General features: G+C 66.0%; 17 protein-coding genes. 11 read left to right on the forward strand and 6 right to left on the reverse strand.

What is annotated here, in order from left to right:
- Positions 1–774: 774 nt before the first annotated feature.
- From lanKC to SSPN_RS0129600, 4 genes are all read left to right on the forward strand, one after another.
- On the forward strand, positions 775–3,312 hold the full coding sequence (gene lanKC, locus SSPN_RS0129585; RefSeq protein WP_010312157.1) for a class III lanthionine synthetase LanKC: 2,538 nt from the start codon (positions 775–777) through the stop codon (positions 3,310–3,312).
- A 68-nt stretch (positions 3,313–3,380) separates the two neighbouring features.
- On the forward strand, positions 3,381–3,521 hold the full coding sequence (locus SSPN_RS53950; RefSeq protein ID WP_010312159.1) for a SapB/AmfS family lanthipeptide: 141 nt from the start codon (positions 3,381–3,383) through the stop codon (positions 3,519–3,521).
- A 95-nt stretch (positions 3,522–3,616) separates the two neighbouring features.
- Complete coding sequence (locus SSPN_RS0129595; RefSeq protein ID WP_029535833.1) at positions 3,617–5,275, forward strand: ABC transporter ATP-binding protein; 1,659 nt, start codon at positions 3,617–3,619, stop codon at positions 5,273–5,275.
- Positions 5,272–7,017: an ATP-binding cassette domain-containing protein gene (locus tag SSPN_RS0129600; RefSeq protein ID WP_010312163.1), complete on the forward strand. Its 1,746-nt coding sequence runs from the start codon at positions 5,272–5,274 to the stop codon at positions 7,015–7,017. Before SSPN_RS0129595 ends, SSPN_RS0129600 begins: the two co-directional genes overlap by 4 nt.
- Positions 7,018–7,244: 227 nt before the next feature.
- Here SSPN_RS0129600 and SSPN_RS49425 read toward each other — a convergent pair whose 3' ends face one another.
- Positions 7,245–7,868 carry a GGDEF domain-containing protein gene (locus SSPN_RS49425; RefSeq protein WP_010312165.1) on the reverse strand — a complete coding sequence of 208 codons (624 nt, stop codon included), beginning with the start codon at positions 7,866–7,868 and terminating at the stop codon, positions 7,245–7,247.
- An 85-nt stretch (positions 7,869–7,953) separates the two neighbouring features.
- A complete protein-coding gene (locus SSPN_RS46480; protein WP_237710781.1) occupies positions 7,954–8,856 on the reverse strand; it encodes a hypothetical protein in 903 nt (300 codons plus the stop codon).
- Between the two features lie 1,099 nt (positions 8,857–9,955).
- Between SSPN_RS46480 and SSPN_RS57915 the strand changes: the two genes are divergently transcribed.
- Both SSPN_RS57915 and SSPN_RS0129625 read left to right on the forward strand, forming a co-directional pair.
- Positions 9,956–10,162 carry a MerR family DNA-binding transcriptional regulator gene (locus SSPN_RS57915; RefSeq protein WP_010312172.1) on the forward strand — a complete coding sequence of 69 codons (207 nt, stop codon included), beginning with the start codon at positions 9,956–9,958 and terminating at the stop codon, positions 10,160–10,162.
- A gap of 166 nt (positions 10,163–10,328) precedes the next feature.
- Positions 10,329–11,108 (forward strand): aminotransferase class IV family protein, encoded by a 780-nt coding sequence (locus SSPN_RS0129625; protein WP_010312175.1) that lies wholly within the window; start codon positions 10,329–10,331, stop codon positions 11,106–11,108.
- Positions 11,109–11,146: 38 nt separating this feature from the next.
- Here the strand turns inward: SSPN_RS0129625 and SSPN_RS46490 are convergent, their stop codons facing one another.
- Positions 11,147–11,434: a DUF6247 family protein gene (locus SSPN_RS46490; RefSeq protein WP_337466363.1), complete on the reverse strand. Its 288-nt coding sequence runs from the start codon at positions 11,432–11,434 to the stop codon at positions 11,147–11,149.
- Positions 11,435–11,677: 243 nt separating this feature from the next.
- On the opposite strand from SSPN_RS46490, the gene SSPN_RS46495 reads away from it, so the two are divergent.
- The 3 genes from SSPN_RS46495 (at position 11,678) to SSPN_RS0129645 (ending at position 12,999) form a co-directional block, all read left to right on the forward strand.
- Positions 11,678–12,007 carry a hypothetical protein gene (locus SSPN_RS46495; RefSeq protein WP_044575885.1) on the forward strand — a complete coding sequence of 110 codons (330 nt, stop codon included), beginning with the start codon at positions 11,678–11,680 and terminating at the stop codon, positions 12,005–12,007.
- 99 nt (positions 12,008–12,106) lie between these two features.
- Positions 12,107–12,349 (forward strand): three-helix bundle dimerization domain-containing protein, encoded by a 243-nt coding sequence (locus SSPN_RS0129640; RefSeq protein WP_010312180.1) that lies wholly within the window; start codon positions 12,107–12,109, stop codon positions 12,347–12,349.
- Between the two features lie 263 nt (positions 12,350–12,612).
- Positions 12,613–12,999 carry an MmcQ/YjbR family DNA-binding protein gene (locus SSPN_RS0129645; RefSeq protein WP_237710782.1) on the forward strand — a complete coding sequence of 129 codons (387 nt, stop codon included), beginning with the start codon at positions 12,613–12,615 and terminating at the stop codon, positions 12,997–12,999.
- Between the two features lie 828 nt (positions 13,000–13,827).
- On the opposite strand, the gene SSPN_RS0129650 is transcribed toward SSPN_RS0129645, so the two are convergent.
- The 3 genes from SSPN_RS0129650 to SSPN_RS0129660 all read right to left on the reverse strand — a co-directional run bounded on the left by SSPN_RS0129650 (position 13,828) and on the right by SSPN_RS0129660 (position 15,730).
- Complete coding sequence (locus tag SSPN_RS0129650) at positions 13,828–14,250, reverse strand: arsenate reductase ArsC (RefSeq protein WP_029535837.1); 423 nt, start codon at positions 14,248–14,250, stop codon at positions 13,828–13,830.
- Between the two features lie 17 nt (positions 14,251–14,267).
- Positions 14,268–15,284 (reverse strand): ACR3 family arsenite efflux transporter, encoded by a 1,017-nt coding sequence (arsB, locus tag SSPN_RS0129655; RefSeq protein ID WP_237710840.1) that lies wholly within the window; start codon positions 15,282–15,284, stop codon positions 14,268–14,270.
- Between the two features lie 77 nt (positions 15,285–15,361).
- On the reverse strand, positions 15,362–15,730 hold the full coding sequence (locus tag SSPN_RS0129660; protein WP_010312188.1) for an ArsR/SmtB family transcription factor: 369 nt from the start codon (positions 15,728–15,730) through the stop codon (positions 15,362–15,364).
- Between the two features lie 616 nt (positions 15,731–16,346).
- Between SSPN_RS0129660 and SSPN_RS0129665 the strand changes: the two genes are divergently transcribed.
- Together SSPN_RS0129665 and SSPN_RS0129670 are read left to right on the forward strand one after the other, a co-directional pair.
- Positions 16,347–16,784 carry a cupin domain-containing protein gene (locus SSPN_RS0129665; RefSeq protein WP_010312190.1) on the forward strand — a complete coding sequence of 146 codons (438 nt, stop codon included), beginning with the start codon at positions 16,347–16,349 and terminating at the stop codon, positions 16,782–16,784.
- Positions 16,785–16,828: 44 nt separating this feature from the next.
- Positions 16,829–17,563, forward strand: coding sequence for an SDR family oxidoreductase (locus SSPN_RS0129670; RefSeq protein ID WP_010312192.1), 735 nt, complete (start codon positions 16,829–16,831; stop codon positions 17,561–17,563).
- Positions 17,564–17,651 lie beyond the last annotated feature (88 nt).

Below are 17,651 nucleotides of genomic sequence, written 5' to 3' on the forward strand. Positions count from 1 at the left end.
CCAGAACATGACGACCAGGCCGAGTTGATCAACCCTCATGTGCGGAATGCCCGGCTAGCCAGTTCGCATGCTGCGCTGTTGGCGGGTGGCCACGGCGCTCAGTGCCGGCATCAGGATGAGCTTGTCGGAGACCGCAACAAGACCTGTCGCGATTCGGCGAATCGCTCGCAGCGCGACGACCAGAAAACGAATCTCCGGCCCTGCGTGTCGACATGCGGGGAGAAGAGACCTCCTCCTTCGCACGCGGGCCTTCGTCTTCGTCATGACAGCTCGCACGGCGCCTCGTGGCGTGACGATGTTGGCAGGCGCGCGTCTCTTCGGCCAGCGGTGGCCGGTCCCAGCCGACGTCGCTTCTAGCGGACCAAGTCAATTGCCCAAATAGGCAGACTGGTGTGCCCGAAGGGGAATGAACAACGTTCGGCCAACGACCGCTCGTCGCAACGGACGAGCAGAAAGCGGAATTCATGAGATCTCGGACACGCCACGACGGGCCCCATGTCCGCGCCGACCATTTTCCCTGAAAGGAGGTCTTGTTACTGTACAAGCGGGTGAATCTTACTCGAGCCGAGGTCACGTAAAGTGACTCTCTGCCGAGAAACACGCCTTTGGTATACACTCGTTCGGCCTACGGTGATCACCGAAACGGCGTCTTGGCGATTCCGGAAAAACGTGGCGCAATTTATCGGCGGCCCGGCACCGGAATTTCCTGCGCTTGCCGAGGCGGTTTCCACTAACTTGAACGCATGCTCACGTCCGCACACCGAGAGGGCTGGAATGGATCTTCGATACGAGGCTTTCTGCTTCGCAGATCCGCTCTTTTTTGACGAGCAACACCGACCCTCCGGTCTGCACGACGATTACGCAGCCCTGCTTTCCGAACCGGAAAAAGACTGGATCGAGAGTACTCTCGGGACGTGGCGGATGCTGCGGCCGAACGACGTCGATCTACCCGATCAGGGCTGGAAGGTGCACGTTTCGGCCACGCTGGACAACGCGGAGAGGGTGCTGTCGACCGTCCACGAGTACTGCCTGCGGGAGCGTGTCGCGTTCAAACACTTGCACAGCCCCAATGCTCTCCTGACCCGCAACACCAAATACGCGCCGCGCTCCGCGAGCGGCAAGTTCGTCACAATTTATCCGCTTGACGAGAATCAGCTGGAGCTGGTGCTGGCTGAATTGTCCCAGCAATTGCGTGGCGAAGATGGTCCATACATCCTCAGCGACCTTCGCTATGGGACGGGTCCATTATACGTCCGTTACGGCGGGTTCGTGGAGCGGTCGGTGGAGCTGGACGGAGCTCGCGTGCTCGCCATACAGGGCCCGGACGGAGCTCTGGTTCCCGACAAACGCGGGGCCAGTTTCTCCCTCCCCGACTGGGTTAAAGTGCCCGACTGCCTGAGTGCATCGCTGAACGCGCGCAAAAGTGGTGATCCCGCTGCGCTTCCCTACCGCGTGACGTCATCACTGCACTTCTCCAACGGCGGCGGCGTCTACCGCGCCGTGCGCGACGCCGACGGTGAGCAGGTCGTGCTCAAGGAGGCCCGCCCGCACGCAGGCCTGGACCGCGACGGTACCGATGCGGTAGCCCGGCTGCGTCGTGAGAGCGACATCCTGCGCCGCCTCGCAGACATCGACGGCATTCCCACCGCGCACGAGCTTTTCCAAGTGTGGGAGCACACCTTCCTCGACATGGACCTGGTGCCCGGCATTCCGCTCGGCTCGTGGTTGGCGCGTCGGTATCCACTCACACGGCAGCATCCGGACGAGCACGAAATCGCCGATTACACGGACCGCGCCGTTGCCCTGCTGGAAAAAGTGGAGCGACTGATGGACCGCGTGCACGAACGGGGGGTGGTCTTCGGTGATCTGCACGCGCTCAACGTGCTGGTCGACGAGGACGACGGTGTCTCCTTGATCGACTTCGAGATGGCCTCCGCCGACGACGACGCGCCACGTCCCGCGCTCGGAGCGCCCGGATTCCGCCCGCCCAAGGGCCGCACTGGCGTCGCCATCGACCGGTATGCGCTCGCCGCGCTGAAACTCTGGATGTTTCTACCGCTGAATCCGGTGCTGGAACTCGCCCCGGGCAAACTGTCCGGATTCGTCGAAGTGATCGAGCGCAGGTTCCCGCTCCCGAACGGCTACGGCGACTCGATCCGCAGTGAGCTGAGTCCTGCTGACGCCGACTCCTCCGCGACCGAGCTCGACCAGCCGAATCCGGACTGGGGCGTGGTGCGCAAAGGCCTCGCCGAAGCGATCCTCTGCTCCGCGACGCCCGAACGCGACGACCGGTTGTTCCCCGGCGACATCGAGCAGTTTCGTCTCGGTGGCACCGGTTTCGCCTATGGCGCGGCGGGTGTCCTGCACGCATTGGATGTCGCAGGAACGGGCCGCTACCCGGAGCACGAACGCTGGCTGGTCGACGCCGTCCGCCGGACACCGCCTGCTCGTCCTGGCTTCTTCGACGGAGCGCACGGAATCGCCTACGTGCTGGAGAACCTCGGTCATCACGACGAAGCGGACGCGCTGCTTGACGGTGCCGAGCTTCTCGTCACGCAAACCCGCGACCACGGTTTCGCTGCAGGCCTGTCCGGAATCGCACTGAACCTCTTGCATTTTGCCGGTAGCAGGGAGGACCGCGAGTTCCGCGAACACGCCTACAACCTGGGTGACCACCTCGCCGACGCACTGACCCACGCTCTGCCCCCGGGAGAGGTCGGCCGGGCGGGGCTGCTCGACGGTTGGTCCGGCCCGGCACTGCTGTTCACCCACCTCTATGACGACACCGGCGACCGCGGCTGGCTCGAACTCGCCGACCGCGCGCTCAGCCGGGATCTGGACGAGTGCGTGACCACCGACGACGGTGTCCTCCAGGTCCGCGACGGCCACGCCCGCACCCTGCCATATCTGGCGGTGGGCAGCGCGGGAATCGCGCTGGTGGCGGAGGAACTCGCCGCGCGGCACCCGGACGCTTCATGCCTACGCCGGCAATCCGATCTGCTCCGCGGCTGCGTTGGGGAGTTCGTTATCCATCCCGGCCTGCTGTTCGGCCGCTGTGGGCTGCTCGCGGCGCTGGCCGCGGCTCACCGGCGTGCACCCGACCCTATTTGGGCCGAAGCTATCGCCCGACACCTGTCCGCCCTGGGCTGGCACGCAATCCCTTATGGCGACGGTGGAATCGCGATCCCCGGTAACCAGTTGCTAAGGCTGTCAATGGACCTCGGTACCGGAGGTGCCGGGATGCTGACGACCGTCGCCGCAACCCTGGACGGTCATGGCCGTGTGCTGCCCTTCTTCGGCGCACTCACCTGATCCGTCCCACAAAGACGCCGACCGAATCACGGTCGGTTAGCGAAATGGATATGAAGGGAACAAAAATCATGGGAACGATCCTGGAGCTGCAGGAACTCGACGCCCCGAACGAGCTCGCCTACAGCGACTCCAACTACGGCGGCTCGAGCAACCTGAGCCTGCTCGCGGCGTGCGCGCACAGCACGGTCAGCCTGCTGACCTGCCAGTAAGGTCGTAGGTGTGGGAGCGGCGCAGGACAGGTGCGCCGCTCCCGCACCGCCCAGTGTGGCCGCAGGCAACTCGAACGACAAGGAGCAGGCCCATGATGGCCGGTGGGGGCGATCGCGTGCTGCGCTCGGTAGTTGTACAGGACCGGGGTGCCGCCGCCTTGCTCGTGCTCACCGCCCTTCTGACGGCCACCGCCGGTCTCCTGCTGCCTAGTGCCCTCGCGGGTGCCGTCGACGCCGTCATCACCGGACATGACGGACCTGCCCGGGTGATGTGGCTGGTTTCGCTGGGTTCGATCCAAATCCTCGGCGAGGTCATGGGAGTGGCACTGACCGCGCGAGTCACCGCTTCGGCTACCGCCCGCCTGCGGGCCCGCCTCGTCGCCGGGCTGATCCGCGGCGGTCACCGGTCTGGACTTGCCAACGGCGACGCGGTCAGCAGAATCTCCAGCGACTGCACAGGCGCCGGGCAGATCACTGCGAACGTGGTCCAGTTGGGCACGGCTCTGGTGTTGTCGGCGGGAGCGGTGACCGCGCTCGTACTGCTCGACTGGCGAATCGCCGTCGTGTTCCTGTGTGCCACACCGCTCGCGATCCTGCTGGCGCGCTCCCACCTGCGCCATACCGCCACGGATTTGCTGGCTTACCAGGAAAGTTCCAGCGAACTTGGCGCCCGGTTGTTCGACGCCGTTGGTGGCCTTCGCACCATCGCCGCCGCAGGTGTGGCTGACCAGGAGACAGCACGCGTGCTACGCCCTCTGCCCAAGCTGAGCGCGGCGGGCGCGGGAGTGTGGCGGACACAGGCGCGGATGATGTGGCGGTCTGGTCTGCTGCAGCCTTGTGTTCAAGTGGCGGTGCTCGGCACAGCTGGGGTCGGGGTTCTGACCGGGGACATCAGCGTCGGTGACGTGCTCGCCGCGCTCGGTTACACGACTCTCGGACTGGGATTGGTGCGGCAGATGCCGCTGTTCACCGCGTTGGCCCGCGCGCGGTCGTGCGCCACGCGGATCGCGGAGGTGGTCGACGGCGTTCCTGAACCCGCACCGCATCGGCTTCCGCCGCGCGGACCGGGCAGGCTCGAGCTGAGCGGAGTCGGGGTAGACGGTGCGCTCTCAGACGTCGACCTCGTGGTGTCCGGCGGGGACACTGTGGCCGTGGTCGGGCGGTCGGGCTCGGGCAAGTCGGTCTTGGCCGAACTTCTGGGTGGCTTGCGCCGACCGGACCGAGGTGACGTCCTGCTCGATGGGCTCGCCACCCATGTGGTTGCCCGATCCGCCATCGGATACGGCTTCGAACGGCCCACGCTGCTCGGCGACACGGTCGGCGCAGCGGTGGCATACGGCACCGGCGCGGACGCGGACGACGTCCGCTCGGCCTGCCGCATGGCCGATGTCCACGATCTCATCAACCGCCTGCCTGCGAGGTACCGCACTCCGCTCGCGCAAGCCCCGCTCTCCGGTGGCGAGGCGCAGCGCATCGGACTGGCCAGGGCCCTGGTGCGACGGCCCCGGCTGCTGGTGCTCGACGACGCGACCGCCAGCCTTGACACGGTGACGGAAGCGCGGGTGGAGGCCGCCATCTCCACCGAATTACCGGATCTGACCCGCATCGTCGTCACACACCGGGCCGGCACCGCGCGCCGCGCGGACGCGGTTTTGTGGTTGGAGGACGGCCGGGTTCGCGCCGTCGCCCCGCACGACGTCCTTTGGATCGATCCTGCCTACCGCGCAGTGTTCACCGAGGAGGGCCAGCCGTGACGGTCACAGCTGGATACTGGCGCTCTCTTGCCGGGCGCTGGCGGGACTGGTCAGTCCTGCTGGCATGCTCTGCGCTGGAGGCGCTGCCGGCTTTCCTGTCCGGTGGACTCGTGCAAAGAGCCGTCGATGAGGGTTTCGCCGCGGGTCGGGTCGCGGTGGGGTTTGCTTGGCTGGCCACGTTCGCCGCCGCCGCAGTGGCAGGCACGGTCGGAGTGCGGCTGGTATGGCAACGGCTCGGCACGATCGTCGAGCCGCTACGCGACACCTTGGTGCGCACGGTGGTACAAGGCGTGCTGCATGAAACCGCGCCGCCACGTGGCGGTCCGGATGCCGCCGGCGTCGCACGGATCACCCAGCATGTGGAGATCGTCCGGGACGCGACGGCCGGATTGCTCGTGCAAGCTAGAGGGCTCGTGGTGATGGTGGTCGGCGCCCTCGCTGGAGTGGCAACGGTGTCGGGACCGTTGATTTGGCTCATCGGCCCGCCGGTCGTGGTCGCAGTAGGGGTGTTCCTCTGCCTGCTGCCTGCCCTGGCCCACAGGCAACGAGGAGTGGCCCTGGCCGACGAGCACACCGCCACAACTGCGGGAGCGGTGCTTGCCGGCACGCGAGACGTGGTCGCATGCGGCGCCCAGAACATCGCCGACGCGACGGTTCGAGCGGCGATCACCGCCCAGGCCAACGCCACCGTCCGAATGTCCAACGCTGCAGCCCTGCGCACCGCAGTGGTTGCGGTCGGTAGCTTTCTCCCAATTGTCCTCGTGCTCGCAGCAGCGCCCGGTATGAACACCGACGGACGGCTCAGTGCGGGAGCCGTGGTCGGAGTGCTGGTGTACCTGACGGGGACACTGCAGCCGGCCTTGCACGGATTCGCCGCGACCATGAGCACAGTGGTGCTGCGGCTGCTCGTCACGCTTAATCGGCTCGGGGAGGCTCAGCCACCGGTGCGACGAAACGGTGGGGCCGAGCCGAGCGACGGCACAATCACGGTGCGGACGCTGACGCATCGCTGGGGCGGCCACGCCGAACCCGTGCTGCGCGACTTCGAACTCCAGCTACGTCCCGGCGACCACCTGGCGGTGGTCGGCCCTAGCGGGATCGGCAAATCCACCCTCGCCGGGCTTCTGACCGGAACCGTCACGCCATGCCAAGGCGAGGTCCTGCTCGGCGGAGTACCGATCAACGCCGTCGATCCCGCGCACCGCGCCCGGATCATCACGTTCACTCCCCAGGAGACCTACCTGTTCGCCGGCAGTGTCCGGGAGAATCTCGCCTTGCTGGCGCCCGACGCCGACGACACCCACCTGCTGACGGCGGCCGGCGCGGTCGGCGCCGGCGGTCTGGTCGAGAGGCTCGGCGGATTGTCCGGTGCGCTCGCGCACGGAGGCATCGGACTGTCCTCGGGGGAACGCCAGTTGTTGGCTCTCGCCAGGGTTTATGCGAGCCCGGCTCGGATCATTGTCCTGGATGAAGCCACCACGCACCTCGACGGTGCTGCCGAGGCGCGAGCAGAGCGGGTTTTCGCCGAACGTGGCGGAATCCTCGTGATCATCGCCCACCGGCTCGCCTCCGCGCGGCGCGCGCGCCAGGTGCTGGTCATGGACGGCAGACAGGCCCTGCTCGGTGAGCACGACGATCTACTTGTCCGGTCACCGCACTACGGTGAGCTCATGCAGGCGTGGACCGGGATGCCGAAAACCGTTGCGGCAAAGCGTGAACCAGCACCAGGCAGTTTGCTCTGACGCACGCGGTAGTGCGGTGCAACCGAACCACAACGATTGGAGTACGCCGAATCTGCACGAGACTGCGCGTCGGGCCACTTCCTGCCAAACCAAGGGAACGGCGGCAGCTACCGGTTTCAGCCGCCGTAGGAGGCATCCTTGGCCGAGGAGCCGTACTCGGTGACAACGTGGCCGCCCTGATCATGCGCCCCCGCCGCGCCGCCGACTATTCGCGGTGAAGGGCACCTTCACCGCGTCAACCCCGCAATTTCAATTGAAATTGGACCCCCGGTTTCAATTGAAACTGCAGACCCGGTGGCGTGTTTGTCGCCGTACATGCGGTCATCGGCGATCGCCAGGAGCGTGGAGAGGTTCGGCATGGTGGTCGGTGCGGTAACCACGCCCAGTGCCATCGAGACTTCGATCGGCTGGCCGTCGACTTCGGTCAACCGGGACACTGCGGTCTGTACACAGCGGACGGCGCGGTCAGCCTCGGGGTGGCCGGCCACATCCGGCAGCGGGAGCGCGAACTCGTCGCCGTGCAGCCGGAACGGGATCATGTTCACTTCAGGAGCCCAGTGCCGCAGTACCGCCGCGACTTCGAGCAGCACCCGATCCCCAAAGCGGTGTCCGTGGGTGTCATTGAGCACTTTGAACCCGTTGAGGTCACCGAGCGCCACCCCGAGCAGGCCTGGCGACCGTCGAGCCCGTTCGAACGCGGCCACCAGCGCCGCCCGGTTGCCCAAGCCCGTCAGCGAGTCGCTCCGCAGCCGATGCCCGAGCCGAGAGCAGCGCCGCCCGAGCCGGTATGAACGCAGCCCGTACAGGGCGGTCGTGGCGGTGGTGAAGCAAAGCATCGCTTCTGCGAACATGGGTAACGCCTCCATTGCGAGGTAGGACCCGCCCGGGTTGCTCTTGTTCGGGAGCCCGGGCGGGCCGCATGAAACAGGGGAATGATCAGGCGATCTCTTCGTCACCCTCGTCGTCTTCGAAGTAGCCGATCTCCTCGATCTCGTCATCGGCATCTTCGATCGACTCGAAGTCGAAGCTGTAGATGTCCTTTTCGGCCTGCCCGGCGTGTTCGTCGTCGGTGGCCTCGCGCCGGATCGGGGTGACGGTCGCGCCCCGGTCGGTGCAGTACTTCACGAGCTCGGTGATGTCGTCGTCGGTGGTGTAGGCGGCACGGACCCGCAGGGGTTCCCGTCGGCCGTCTTTCTTCACGTAGGCGACGCCCGCGAGGTACTCGGGGATCTTGTCTGCGAACGCGCCCGCATCGCGCATGCCCTCGCCGAGGCACATGTCCACATACGACGCGGAATCCAGCCGTAGCGCGATCTTCGTGGGGAACAGACCGCGCATCGGGATGACGTCCTTGGTCGGTTCCTGCGACGCGGCCACGGTCCGGCCACCCACCGCCCGGTACTGCGTGAGCGCCTTGCTGAGATCCAGCTCGAACGGTGCCCGAATCGCCTTGTCCGCGTAGGCGGTCATCGCGGCGAGCTCATCGCAGATCAGCAACTCCAGCGGCGTCTCCAGCGACGGCGTGAACGTCCTGACCCCTTGGCGGCCGAGCTCCAGCTTCCGGGCGTCGAGAATGCTGGTGTACTTCGTGATCAGCTTCTGCCCGGCCTGGTCGCTTTCGGCGAACTCGTAATACATCTCCTCGCCGATGCCGAACTCCATGCCGCCCTTGGGGTCGATCACCCACAACCGCACGTAACCGGCCCGGATCAACGGGGCCAGGGCGCGCAGAAGCGCCCACATGAACGAGCCCTTCCCGGCCGCGTCCCCGCAGGAGCCGCCGAGATGGAGATCCGAACCTCGGATGTCCTGACTCCACTGGTCGCCTGGGCGAGCCATTGAGAAACGGTGCTGGGCACGCTGCAAGGGTGGTCGCCTTGGCCGCTCCAGCTGACACCGAAACCGTTTTGCCACGTACGGGGTTGCCTGCTTGCGGTCCCGTGCCAGTGATCAAAACGGATCGTGTTGCGCACTTGTTCGAGGTGGAACTGTTCGTATTAGCCATGCGGTGTCGGCCCGGCGGCGTTAACGTCATTCGAGGCGAGACGCATTTCTGGCGTGCTCCGGCTCCGAGAGGTGTTCCCGCTCTAGGAGGGGGTACGTCTCCATCCATCGCCAAAGGCGGGGGCGGACGCAAGTCCTGGTCGTCCGCCCCCGCGCTCTGCCGCCTGGTGTCACTCGCGGCGCGCAACTTAAATTTAGGTGCGCAGTCCAGGGGCAAGATCAAGACATCATCCCTAGATCACTTCCGCAAGCGGTGACCCACAACTAGGTGATGCACCTCAAGGCGGCAGGCCCGTTGCCTTGTGTGGCGGTAGCGTTCGTAGCGGTGGGGCCACAACAGGGGATCCTCGCCGCGGTGCCCCCGAGGGATGACGAGTCTCGGGGGCACCATTGCACAGCATGGCGGCAGTGCGTGCTACCTGCTTAGGTTGCCAATATATTGCCAACAATCACCCGCAAACGATGGCAAACAACCGCAGCCAAAGGGAAACCAGTGCCTCGCGTTCGCACAGGTAACCAAAGGTGTTGACAGACAACGGCAAGCGTTGTCGATCCTGGAAACCAGATCCGCGGGTTCTGGGTTCGATCCCCAGGCGACCCACCAAAACCCCAGGTCACACGGCCTGGGGTTTCTTGTTTGGTGATCGTCCGGTGCACCTTTGGTGCACCTTTCGAGCGGGCTTAGCTATCCAGGGCGCGTTCCGGGGCGTCCGCCGTCTGCCTGCTGACCGCCTTCCGGCCCATGTACGCGTCCTGCGTCATCGACACCCGGGAGTGCCCAGGCTGGTCGGCGATCACGCGAGGCGTCAGCCCGGCCTCGTCGAGGATGGTCGCGGCGCGGTCTTGTAGAAGGAAAACAGGGCAATCAGGGTATTGTGTGCCTATCGAGGCAAGCAAGGCAGCGACAGTCGTTCGGGGCATCGACGATGAGGCCGTGACCGATGATGCGTCGCCGCTGATTTCCAGTACCGAGCTGGCCAAGAAGTTGGGCCTGGCGCGGCGGACGATCTCGCACTACGCCAAGGAGGGCTTGATCACCCCTGCCCTGGTGACGCCCGGCGGTCAATACCGATGGCGCTACGACGACGTTGTTGCCGAGATGCGCGCCCTCGCCGAGAAGCGTCGCCACGAGCGCGACTAGCGGCCGCCAGAACGGACAGCCTTCCCCTCCGCCACACAACCACTTTCCACAATGATGATCGTGTCCGCAGAGATGCAGTCCTAGACCCCACCTAGCGCTGAAGTCACCCGCACTTGGGTACAGCGCTGGTTCAGTGGCGAGGGTGCGAAGTGGGAGGCTGCCAGGCATGGAACTGAATGGCGCCGCTGTCAGCATCGATCAGATCAAAGCGCTGGCGCTTACGAACTACGGGCACTTCACGTCGATGCTCGTGGAGGACAACCGCGTCCGTGGCCTGTCGCTCCACATGGAGCGGTTGGCGCGTGACTGTCGGCACCTCTTCAACGTGGAACTCGACACCGATCGCGTCCGTGCGTATGTCTTGAACGCCCTGAAGGGCAGCGCGCAACCCACGGTGGCAAGGGTGACCGTCTACGATCCGGCTTTCGATCTGGGCACCATCGGGTCGGACGCTGATCCATGCGTCGTGGTGACCACACGCTCTGCGGATCAGGGGCAGCCGAAGCCGTGGCGGCTCCAAACGGTTTCCTACCGCCGGGATGCCCCGGCTGTGAAGCACATCGGCCTGTTCGGGGCGATGATGCATCGGCGTTCAGCGCAACGCGAAGGGTTCGACGATGTGCTGTTCATGAACGCTGACGGCACCATTTCGGAAATTGTCACCTCGAACATTGGGTTTGTGCGAGGCGATCAGATCATTTGGCCACGTACGGAGTGCCTGCCCGGAGTCACGATGGCCTTGCTGCGTCAGGTGCTTGCCGAGCCAGGCATCACAGAACCGCTCGCGCCCGCCGACCTGCACAACATGGACGCTGCGTTCGCGACCAACGCGGCAACCGGCGTCAGGCCAGTGAAGTCTGTGGATAGTGCCGAGTGGCCGGTTGACCACAAGATGCTGCGCGAGTTGAGAGAGCTCTACGCGGAGATTCCACCGGAGCACCTGTAACAACCCCGCCGCAACAACCCCGCCGCGTCCGGTAACGCTCACAACGGACGATCACACTTGGCGAGCCGATTGATGCACCTAGGCTGGCCCAACCGTTGCCGGATCACGGCCTGCATGTCCTCCAGAGGCACGGCATCGGGATTCTGGCCAGCACCGGTGATCTGCTCGGACTTGGCCAGCAGCCGAAGGTAGATGCCTGGGGCAACATGCTCGGCATGGGTGAGGTGCCGCCACTTGGGCAGCAGCTCAAACACCTCGGTCAGATCGGGTGGCTGCTTCGCGCGGTAGAGAACGTGCTCCCATTCCACGTCAAACTCGGCAGCCACTCATGGCGGCAGGCATGCCCGGATACCCGGAGCGACCGTTGGCGGCGGGACCGGAAGCTGGATGGGGAGCAGCGACGCGAGCACCGAGCCCGGTGGTCAGGGCTGAGCAGCAGGTTCGTGGTGATGCTGCGTCAGCATCGCGAGGGCGCGCATGAGCTCGCCCGCGGTGGGGTACCCGAGGCCAAAAGGAGGCGTCACCGCCGGGACGATGTTGGCTTCTCGGCAAGCTACTTGGGAGGAATCATGGCTACTAAGCAGCGGAGGCCGGCGGATAGCGAGGTGACGGCGACGACGGGTCGCGAGGCGATGACGGTGAATCTGCCTGGCATGAGCGCCGAGTTCCACAAGCCCGATCACTACATTCCTACGCGTGATGATCTCGCGGGCGCGGTCAACACCGTGCGGGAGAATCTGCCTTCCCCACAGATGATGGCCTTTTACGGCGGACTGGGGGCGTTGGCGGCATTGTCGGTGATTGAGTGGCCGGTGGCAGCGGTGATCGGCGTGGGTACCGCGATCACCCAGCGTGCAGGCGCCGGGGCCCGCGAGGGGAAGTCTGGCTCCTCGAGCTGACAGCGAGCGACTGGGCAGTCGAGCTAGGCGATAGGGCTCTCGGCCTGGGGACAATCTGGTTGTCCGTCGATCTTGTCGCGTGGAAGTGGGGCGTGCGGCATGGACAACATCGATCACGAATGGCTCGGGCGTGAGCTCGGCCTGGTGTACGAGGAACTGTCCCGCATGTTTCCGGCAACACCCCAGGCGCAGGTGTCAGCGGCGTTGGACGCCGCGGCAGCCGAATTCATCCCATCGGCACGGGTGGCGAATTACCTGCCGATCCCCATTCGACGCCGCGCACAGCACAACCTGACGAGGGCAACGCCGACCAGCGGCACCGGGCATCGAACGCTCGCCTGATGATCCCAGGGCACACGTGCCTCCGGATGAAAGCGGGGAAGCAGGATCGATGCCATCTCCGAATTTGCTGGTTTTGGTGTGTTTGATCGGGTGAGGCTCCGGTGCTGGCGGGCCGTGCGAGCCGCGCCGTTGGACGTCCTGCCCCTGAGTTCTCAGGTGGTCGCGGGCCGTTGTAGGGCCGAATAGCGCCGATGGTGCGAGCCTCGGGCGCGCCGTACCCTGCTTCCATGTCGGCTAGATCGCGCCGAGCGCGGGTCGAGGACGTGCACGAGCTGGCGTTAGGGATGCCCCACGTCACGGTCGTCCACGGCTCCGGTGGCAACCCGGTCTACCAGGTTGGAAAGAAATCGTTCGTGTTCTTTCGCAATCCCCGCCCCGATGCCGTCGACCCCGAAACCGGCGAACGCTACCCGGACGTGATCGTGTTCTGGGTGCCGTCCGAATCCGACAAGCAGGCCCTGATTCAGGATCAAGGGTCGCCTTTCTTCACCACGCCTCATTTCGACGGCCACCTGTCGGTACTGGCCCGGGCCAGCCGGATCGGGGAACTCACCCTGCGGGAACTGACCGAAGTCGTCCAGGACGCATGGCTCTCTCGAGCCTCGCCGACCAGGGCTGCTACCTGGCTTCATGCCCGACGAGGGCTATGACCAGTCGGCGTTCAGCGCTGCAACCGATAGGGAATCGACAATCCGACCGTTGACTGGTTCGGGGCGGATCATCGCGAAGTTGTGGCCGCGGCTTACGCACGTTGCCACGCCGCGTCCGGTTTTCACGCCGCCGACAGCCTTCCCCTCCAGATGGCACCGTCCCGCTGAGTATCTGGTGGCCGACGTGCGGGAGGCAGCCGCAAGACGACTGCCTTGCCCTGACGCGAGCCTTGACGAGTTCTGCTCGCCATCTGGAAGACCGGCTCCGTGCCGAGTGTGAGCCGGGGATGTTGCCAATTCATCGCCAACGATCACCCGCAAGCGACGGCCAAAGGCGGCAGACAGGGCGAAATAGGAAACCTGGTCTCATGCAGGTGGCGAAAGGTGTTGTCAGACAACGCTAAACGTAGTCGATCACGAAACCGGATCAGAGGGTTCGGGGTTCCGCTACGGCGATAGGTCGCCTCGCCAAAGGTGGTGGGACGGAGCCACGAGCTCGATCACGTCGACAAGCCCGAGCCGAACCGCGCTGTGGGTCAAGGTCGGGCCGCTACCGTTTTCGATCCACAACGGACATACAAGCGGGATTTGCCCTGAACTCAGCGAGTTCTGAGCGACAGTGGCCGTCCCCGTGCCGCAGTGGCCCGGCAGAGCCAAAAGTCACCGGCGTTCGATCGGCGGGATCAGTTCGGCGCAGCCGAAGTCGGCGGGTGCGACGTCAGCAACGGCTATTGATCGACACCGAACCGAGGGGGCCTCGTTGCCGATCAGGCTTTCCCGTTCAAAACGTTCAGAGGCTCGTCGGCGCAGTCTCCCGATCCGCGGCGGTCACCGGTCGTCGTCCTCGGTGCTGGGGGTCAGTTCGGCGAGGAGGTCTCGGACGCGGCGGTCGATGTCGTCGCGGATCTTTCGGACTTCGTCGACGCCTTTTCCGGCGGGGTCTTCGAGTTGCCAGTCCAGGTAGCGCTTGCCGGGGAAGACGGGGCAGGCGTCACCGCAACTCATGGTGATCACCACGTCCGCGGCTTCCACGGCGTCGGTGGTGAGCTTCTTCGGGAACTCCGCCGAAAGGTCGAGGCCGAGCTCGCCCAGCACTGCGAGGACAGCGGGATTGATGGTCTCGGCCGGGGTGGATCCGGCCGAACGCACGGCTACTTTGCCCCGGGCGTGGTGCTGCAGCAGGGCGGCGGCCATTTGGGAGCGTCCGGCGTTGTGCACGCAGACGAACAGGACTTCGGGGGTGCGGGACACGATCACTCCAGGGGGGCTCACGAGGTGGTGCGGGGCGTGCTCGGTGCCGACCGCCGCGGTGGGGTGGTGAACCAGCGGCGGGCGGCCAGGGAGACGTAGACGAGGGCAACCAGCACGGGCACTTCGATCAGGGGGCCGACGACCCCGGCGAGGGCTTGGCCGCTGGTGACGCCGAAGGTGGCGATGGCGACCGCGATGGCGAGTTCGAAGTTGTTGCCTGCTGCGGTGAACGACAGCGTCACCGACCGCTCGTAGCTCAGCCCGATGACCTTGCCCAGCGCGAACGAGCTGGCCCAGATGATCGCGAAGTAGGCCAGCAACGGCAAGGCGATCCGGATGACGTCGACAGGTTGGCTGGTGATCTGGTCGCCTTGCAGCGCGAAGAGGATCACGATGGTGAACAGCAGTCCGTAGAGGGCGACCGGCCCGATCTTGGGCAGGAAGCGGGTTTCGTACCAGTTCCGTCCCTTGACGCGTTCGCCGAGTTCGCGGGTCAGGTATCCGGTGATCAGCGGGATACCGAGGAAGATCAGGACGGACTTGGCGATCTGCCACGCCGAGACCTCCAGTCCGACCTGCGGCAGGCCGAGCCAGCCGGGCAGCACCGAGAGGTAGAACCAGCCGAGACCGGCGAACGCGATCACCTGGAACACCGAGTTCAGCGCCACCAGGACGGCGGCGGCTTCCCGGTCGCCGCAGGCGAGATCGTTCCAGATGATCACCATTGCGATGCAGCGCGCCAGGCCCACGACGATCAGTCCGGTGCGGTACTCGGGCAGGTCGGGCAGGAACACCCAGGCCAGCGCGAACATCACCGCCGGGCCCACGACCCAGTTGAGCACCAGCGAGGAGACCATGAGCCGCTTGTCGGTGGTGACGGTGTCCAGCCGGTTGTAGCGGACCTTGGCCAGCACCGGGTACATCATCACCAGCAGGCCCAGCGCGATCGGCAACGAGATCCCATCGACTTGCACCGCGTCCAGAGCCAGGCCGAGACCGGGGATCCAGCGCCCGGCCAGCAGACCGGCCGTCATGGCTGCGCCGATCCACACCGGCAGCAGCCGGTCCAGCGTCGACAAGCGCGCGACCACCGGTGCTTCTGCCGCCCGGGTCACGCGGTGACCGTTCCGGCGTCGGCGGGCACGAGCGCGGACGAGACGGCCCGCAGGGTCTCGGGGCGCACGCGGTAGTAGATCCAGGTCGCGCGTCGTTCGCCCTCGATCACCCCGGCCTCTCGCAGCACCTTGAGGTGGTGCGAGATCGTCGGCCCGGACAGCTCGAACGCCCCGGTCAAATCGCACACGCACGCCTCCCCGCCCGCGTGCGAGGCGATCAGCGACAGCAGCCGCAGCCGCACCGGCTCGCCGATCGCCTTGAACACCCGCGCCAGCTCGGCCGACTGCTCCGCGGTCAACGGCTCCCGCATCACCGGCGAACAGCACAGGGCCGCGTCGTCGGCCGGCGCCTCTTGTTTCGACATTCATCTATCTTGACAGTCATCGAATCAAGCGGGCAAGCTGCGGCCGACATCTGATCCCCTGCCGAGACGGGAGCGTAGTGCTGCGCCAGCAATGAGGAAACGACTGCTGCCAACACGTGAACGCCCGATCGGCACGCCTATCACCGGGCGAGGCGGTCGAACGGTGCGAATTGCGCCGCACGGGCCGGTTTCTGCTGGCCGGCCGGGGATTCGTTGGAGACGACGCGGACCTCGCGCGATGTCGGCCGCGTGGGCTGGAGCCTGGGGAGTGATCTCCAACGGGGATCATCTTGGCCACCGGCTTTTCTGAAGATCGTGCGTGCACTTCACGTGCATAAAACGATCGGGCCTAGCTTTCCAGGACGCGCTCAACGGCGTCGGTGGCCTCCCGGCTCCACGTCCTGAGCAGTCGACTGCTCAACCAGCCCCAGCGATGACCTCCGCCTCTGTCTTCGCCACCGGGCGCGATGCTGCACTTCAGCCAGGGCACCTCGCGGCGAAGGAGGTGGTGGCGACGGCACCCGCGCCGCGCCGGGGCGGGGTAGCTGACCTTTCCTCATCTGGAGGTCCGTGCGGGCCTTTCCGAAGCCTCGTTCCCCATCAGGGAGGTCTTTCCATGTCGGACATCGAGTCGACGACCGCCGGGCAGAAGCCACGATCGGACGAGTGGCAGTCGGCGATCACCGTGGTGCAGGAGGCGGAGCCGCCCTTCATCCCGTCGGGTGCGCACGCGATGACCATCGTCGTCGAGTTCCCTCCGGGCGACCCCGGCAACCCTCCGCATCGGCACGCCGGTCCGGCCTTCGGCTACGTGCTGGAGGGCGAGATGGTGTTCGAGCTCGAGGGGGAGCCGGCGCGCGTCGTCCGGGCTGGCGAGGCGTTCTGGGAGCCGGGCGGCGACGTCATCCACTACCAGGACGGCAACAACCGCGCCGATATCCCGGTGCGCTTCACCGTCACCATGCTCTGCGAACCGGACCAACCCATGCTCACCTTCGTGGACGAGGAAGAGCTCCGCCGGCGCGAAGACCGTCGGGCACAGCGCACGGACTGACCTCGCACTCAGCCGCATCCGGGAGAACAGGGAAGGTCGGAGAAATGAAAATCGCTGTCATCGGTGGGACGGGGCTCATCGGATCGCAGGTGGTCAAGATCCTGAACACGAGCGGGCACGAGGCGGTGCCGCACTCACCGTCCACCGGTCTGGACCTGCTCAGCGGGCAGGGCCTGCCCGAGGCGCTGGACGGGGCCGACGTCGTCGTCAACCTGACGAACTCGCCGACCTTCGACGACGCCTCGCTCGAGTTCTTCCAGAAGACCATGCACAACCTGATGGCGTCTGCCAAGGCAGCCGGGGTCGGCCACGCGGTCGTCCTCTCGATCGTGGGTGCCGATCAGGTGCCGGACCTGGTCTACTACCGCGCCAAGGTGCTGCAGGAGGAAATCCTCAAGGCTGGCCCCGTGCCTTACTCGATCGTGCGCGCCACGCAGTTCTTCGAGTTCATCGACGCAGCGCTGTCCTGGACCGCCGACGAGAACACGGTCCGCCTGCCCACCACACGCGTCCAGCCCATGTCTGCGGCCGACGTCGCCCATGCCGTGGCCGACGTCGCCGTGGGCACCCCGCTGCTGAGCACCCGCAACGTCGCCGGGCCCGAGGTCTTCGCGCTCGACGAGCTGGGCACGATCACCCTCGCCGCCCGTGGTGACCACCGCACCGTCGTCACCGACGACAGCGCCGGCATGTTCGCCGCCGCCTCGGGCGACGCCTTGATCGCCAAGGACGACACCGTCATCGCCAAGACCACCTACCGGGACTGGCTCGCGCGCTGACCCGGCTCGATGGCGACGCAGATGGGTTCCTCGAGTTTCCGAGGGTGCGGGTGCTGACGCGGCGGCCAGCCGACTGTTCTTCGCGCCC

Source organism: Saccharopolyspora spinosa NRRL 18395 (genome assembly GCF_000194155.1).
Taxonomy (GTDB): domain Bacteria; phylum Actinomycetota; class Actinomycetes; order Mycobacteriales; family Pseudonocardiaceae; genus Saccharopolyspora; species Saccharopolyspora spinosa.

Excerpts from the sequence above, each read along its gene's own strand:
- SSPN_RS53950 (WP_010312159.1), top strand. The coding sequence starts at position 3,381 with ATGGGAACGATCCTGGAGCTGCAGGAACTCGACGCCCCGAACGAGCTC.
- SSPN_RS0129595 (WP_029535833.1), top strand. The coding sequence starts at position 3,617 with ATGGCCGGTGGGGGCGATCGCGTGCTGCGCTCGGTAGTTGTACAGGAC.
- SSPN_RS0129670 (WP_010312192.1), top strand. The coding sequence starts at position 16,829 with ATGAAAATCGCTGTCATCGGTGGGACGGGGCTCATCGGATCGCAGGTG.
- SSPN_RS0129625 (WP_010312175.1), top strand. The coding sequence starts at position 10,329 with ATGGAACTGAATGGCGCCGCTGTCAGCATCGATCAGATCAAAGCGCTG.
- SSPN_RS49425 (WP_010312165.1), bottom strand. The coding sequence starts at position 7,868 with ATGTTCGCAGAAGCGATGCTTTGCTTCACCACCGCCACGACCGCCCTG.
- SSPN_RS0129665 (WP_010312190.1), top strand. The coding sequence starts at position 16,347 with ATGTCGGACATCGAGTCGACGACCGCCGGGCAGAAGCCACGATCGGAC.
- SSPN_RS0129660 (WP_010312188.1), bottom strand. The coding sequence starts at position 15,730 with ATGTCGAAACAAGAGGCGCCGGCCGACGACGCGGCCCTGTGCTGTTCG.
- SSPN_RS46480 (WP_237710781.1), bottom strand. The coding sequence starts at position 8,856 with ATGGCTCGCCCAGGCGACCAGTGGAGTCAGGACATCCGAGGTTCGGAT.
- lanKC (WP_010312157.1), top strand. The coding sequence starts at position 775 with ATGGATCTTCGATACGAGGCTTTCTGCTTCGCAGATCCGCTCTTTTTT.
- arsB (WP_237710840.1), bottom strand. The coding sequence starts at position 15,284 with ATGACGGCCGGTCTGCTGGCCGGGCGCTGGATCCCCGGTCTCGGCCTG.
- SSPN_RS46495 (WP_044575885.1), top strand. The coding sequence starts at position 11,678 with ATGGCTACTAAGCAGCGGAGGCCGGCGGATAGCGAGGTGACGGCGACG.
- SSPN_RS0129640 (WP_010312180.1), top strand. The coding sequence starts at position 12,107 with ATGGACAACATCGATCACGAATGGCTCGGGCGTGAGCTCGGCCTGGTG.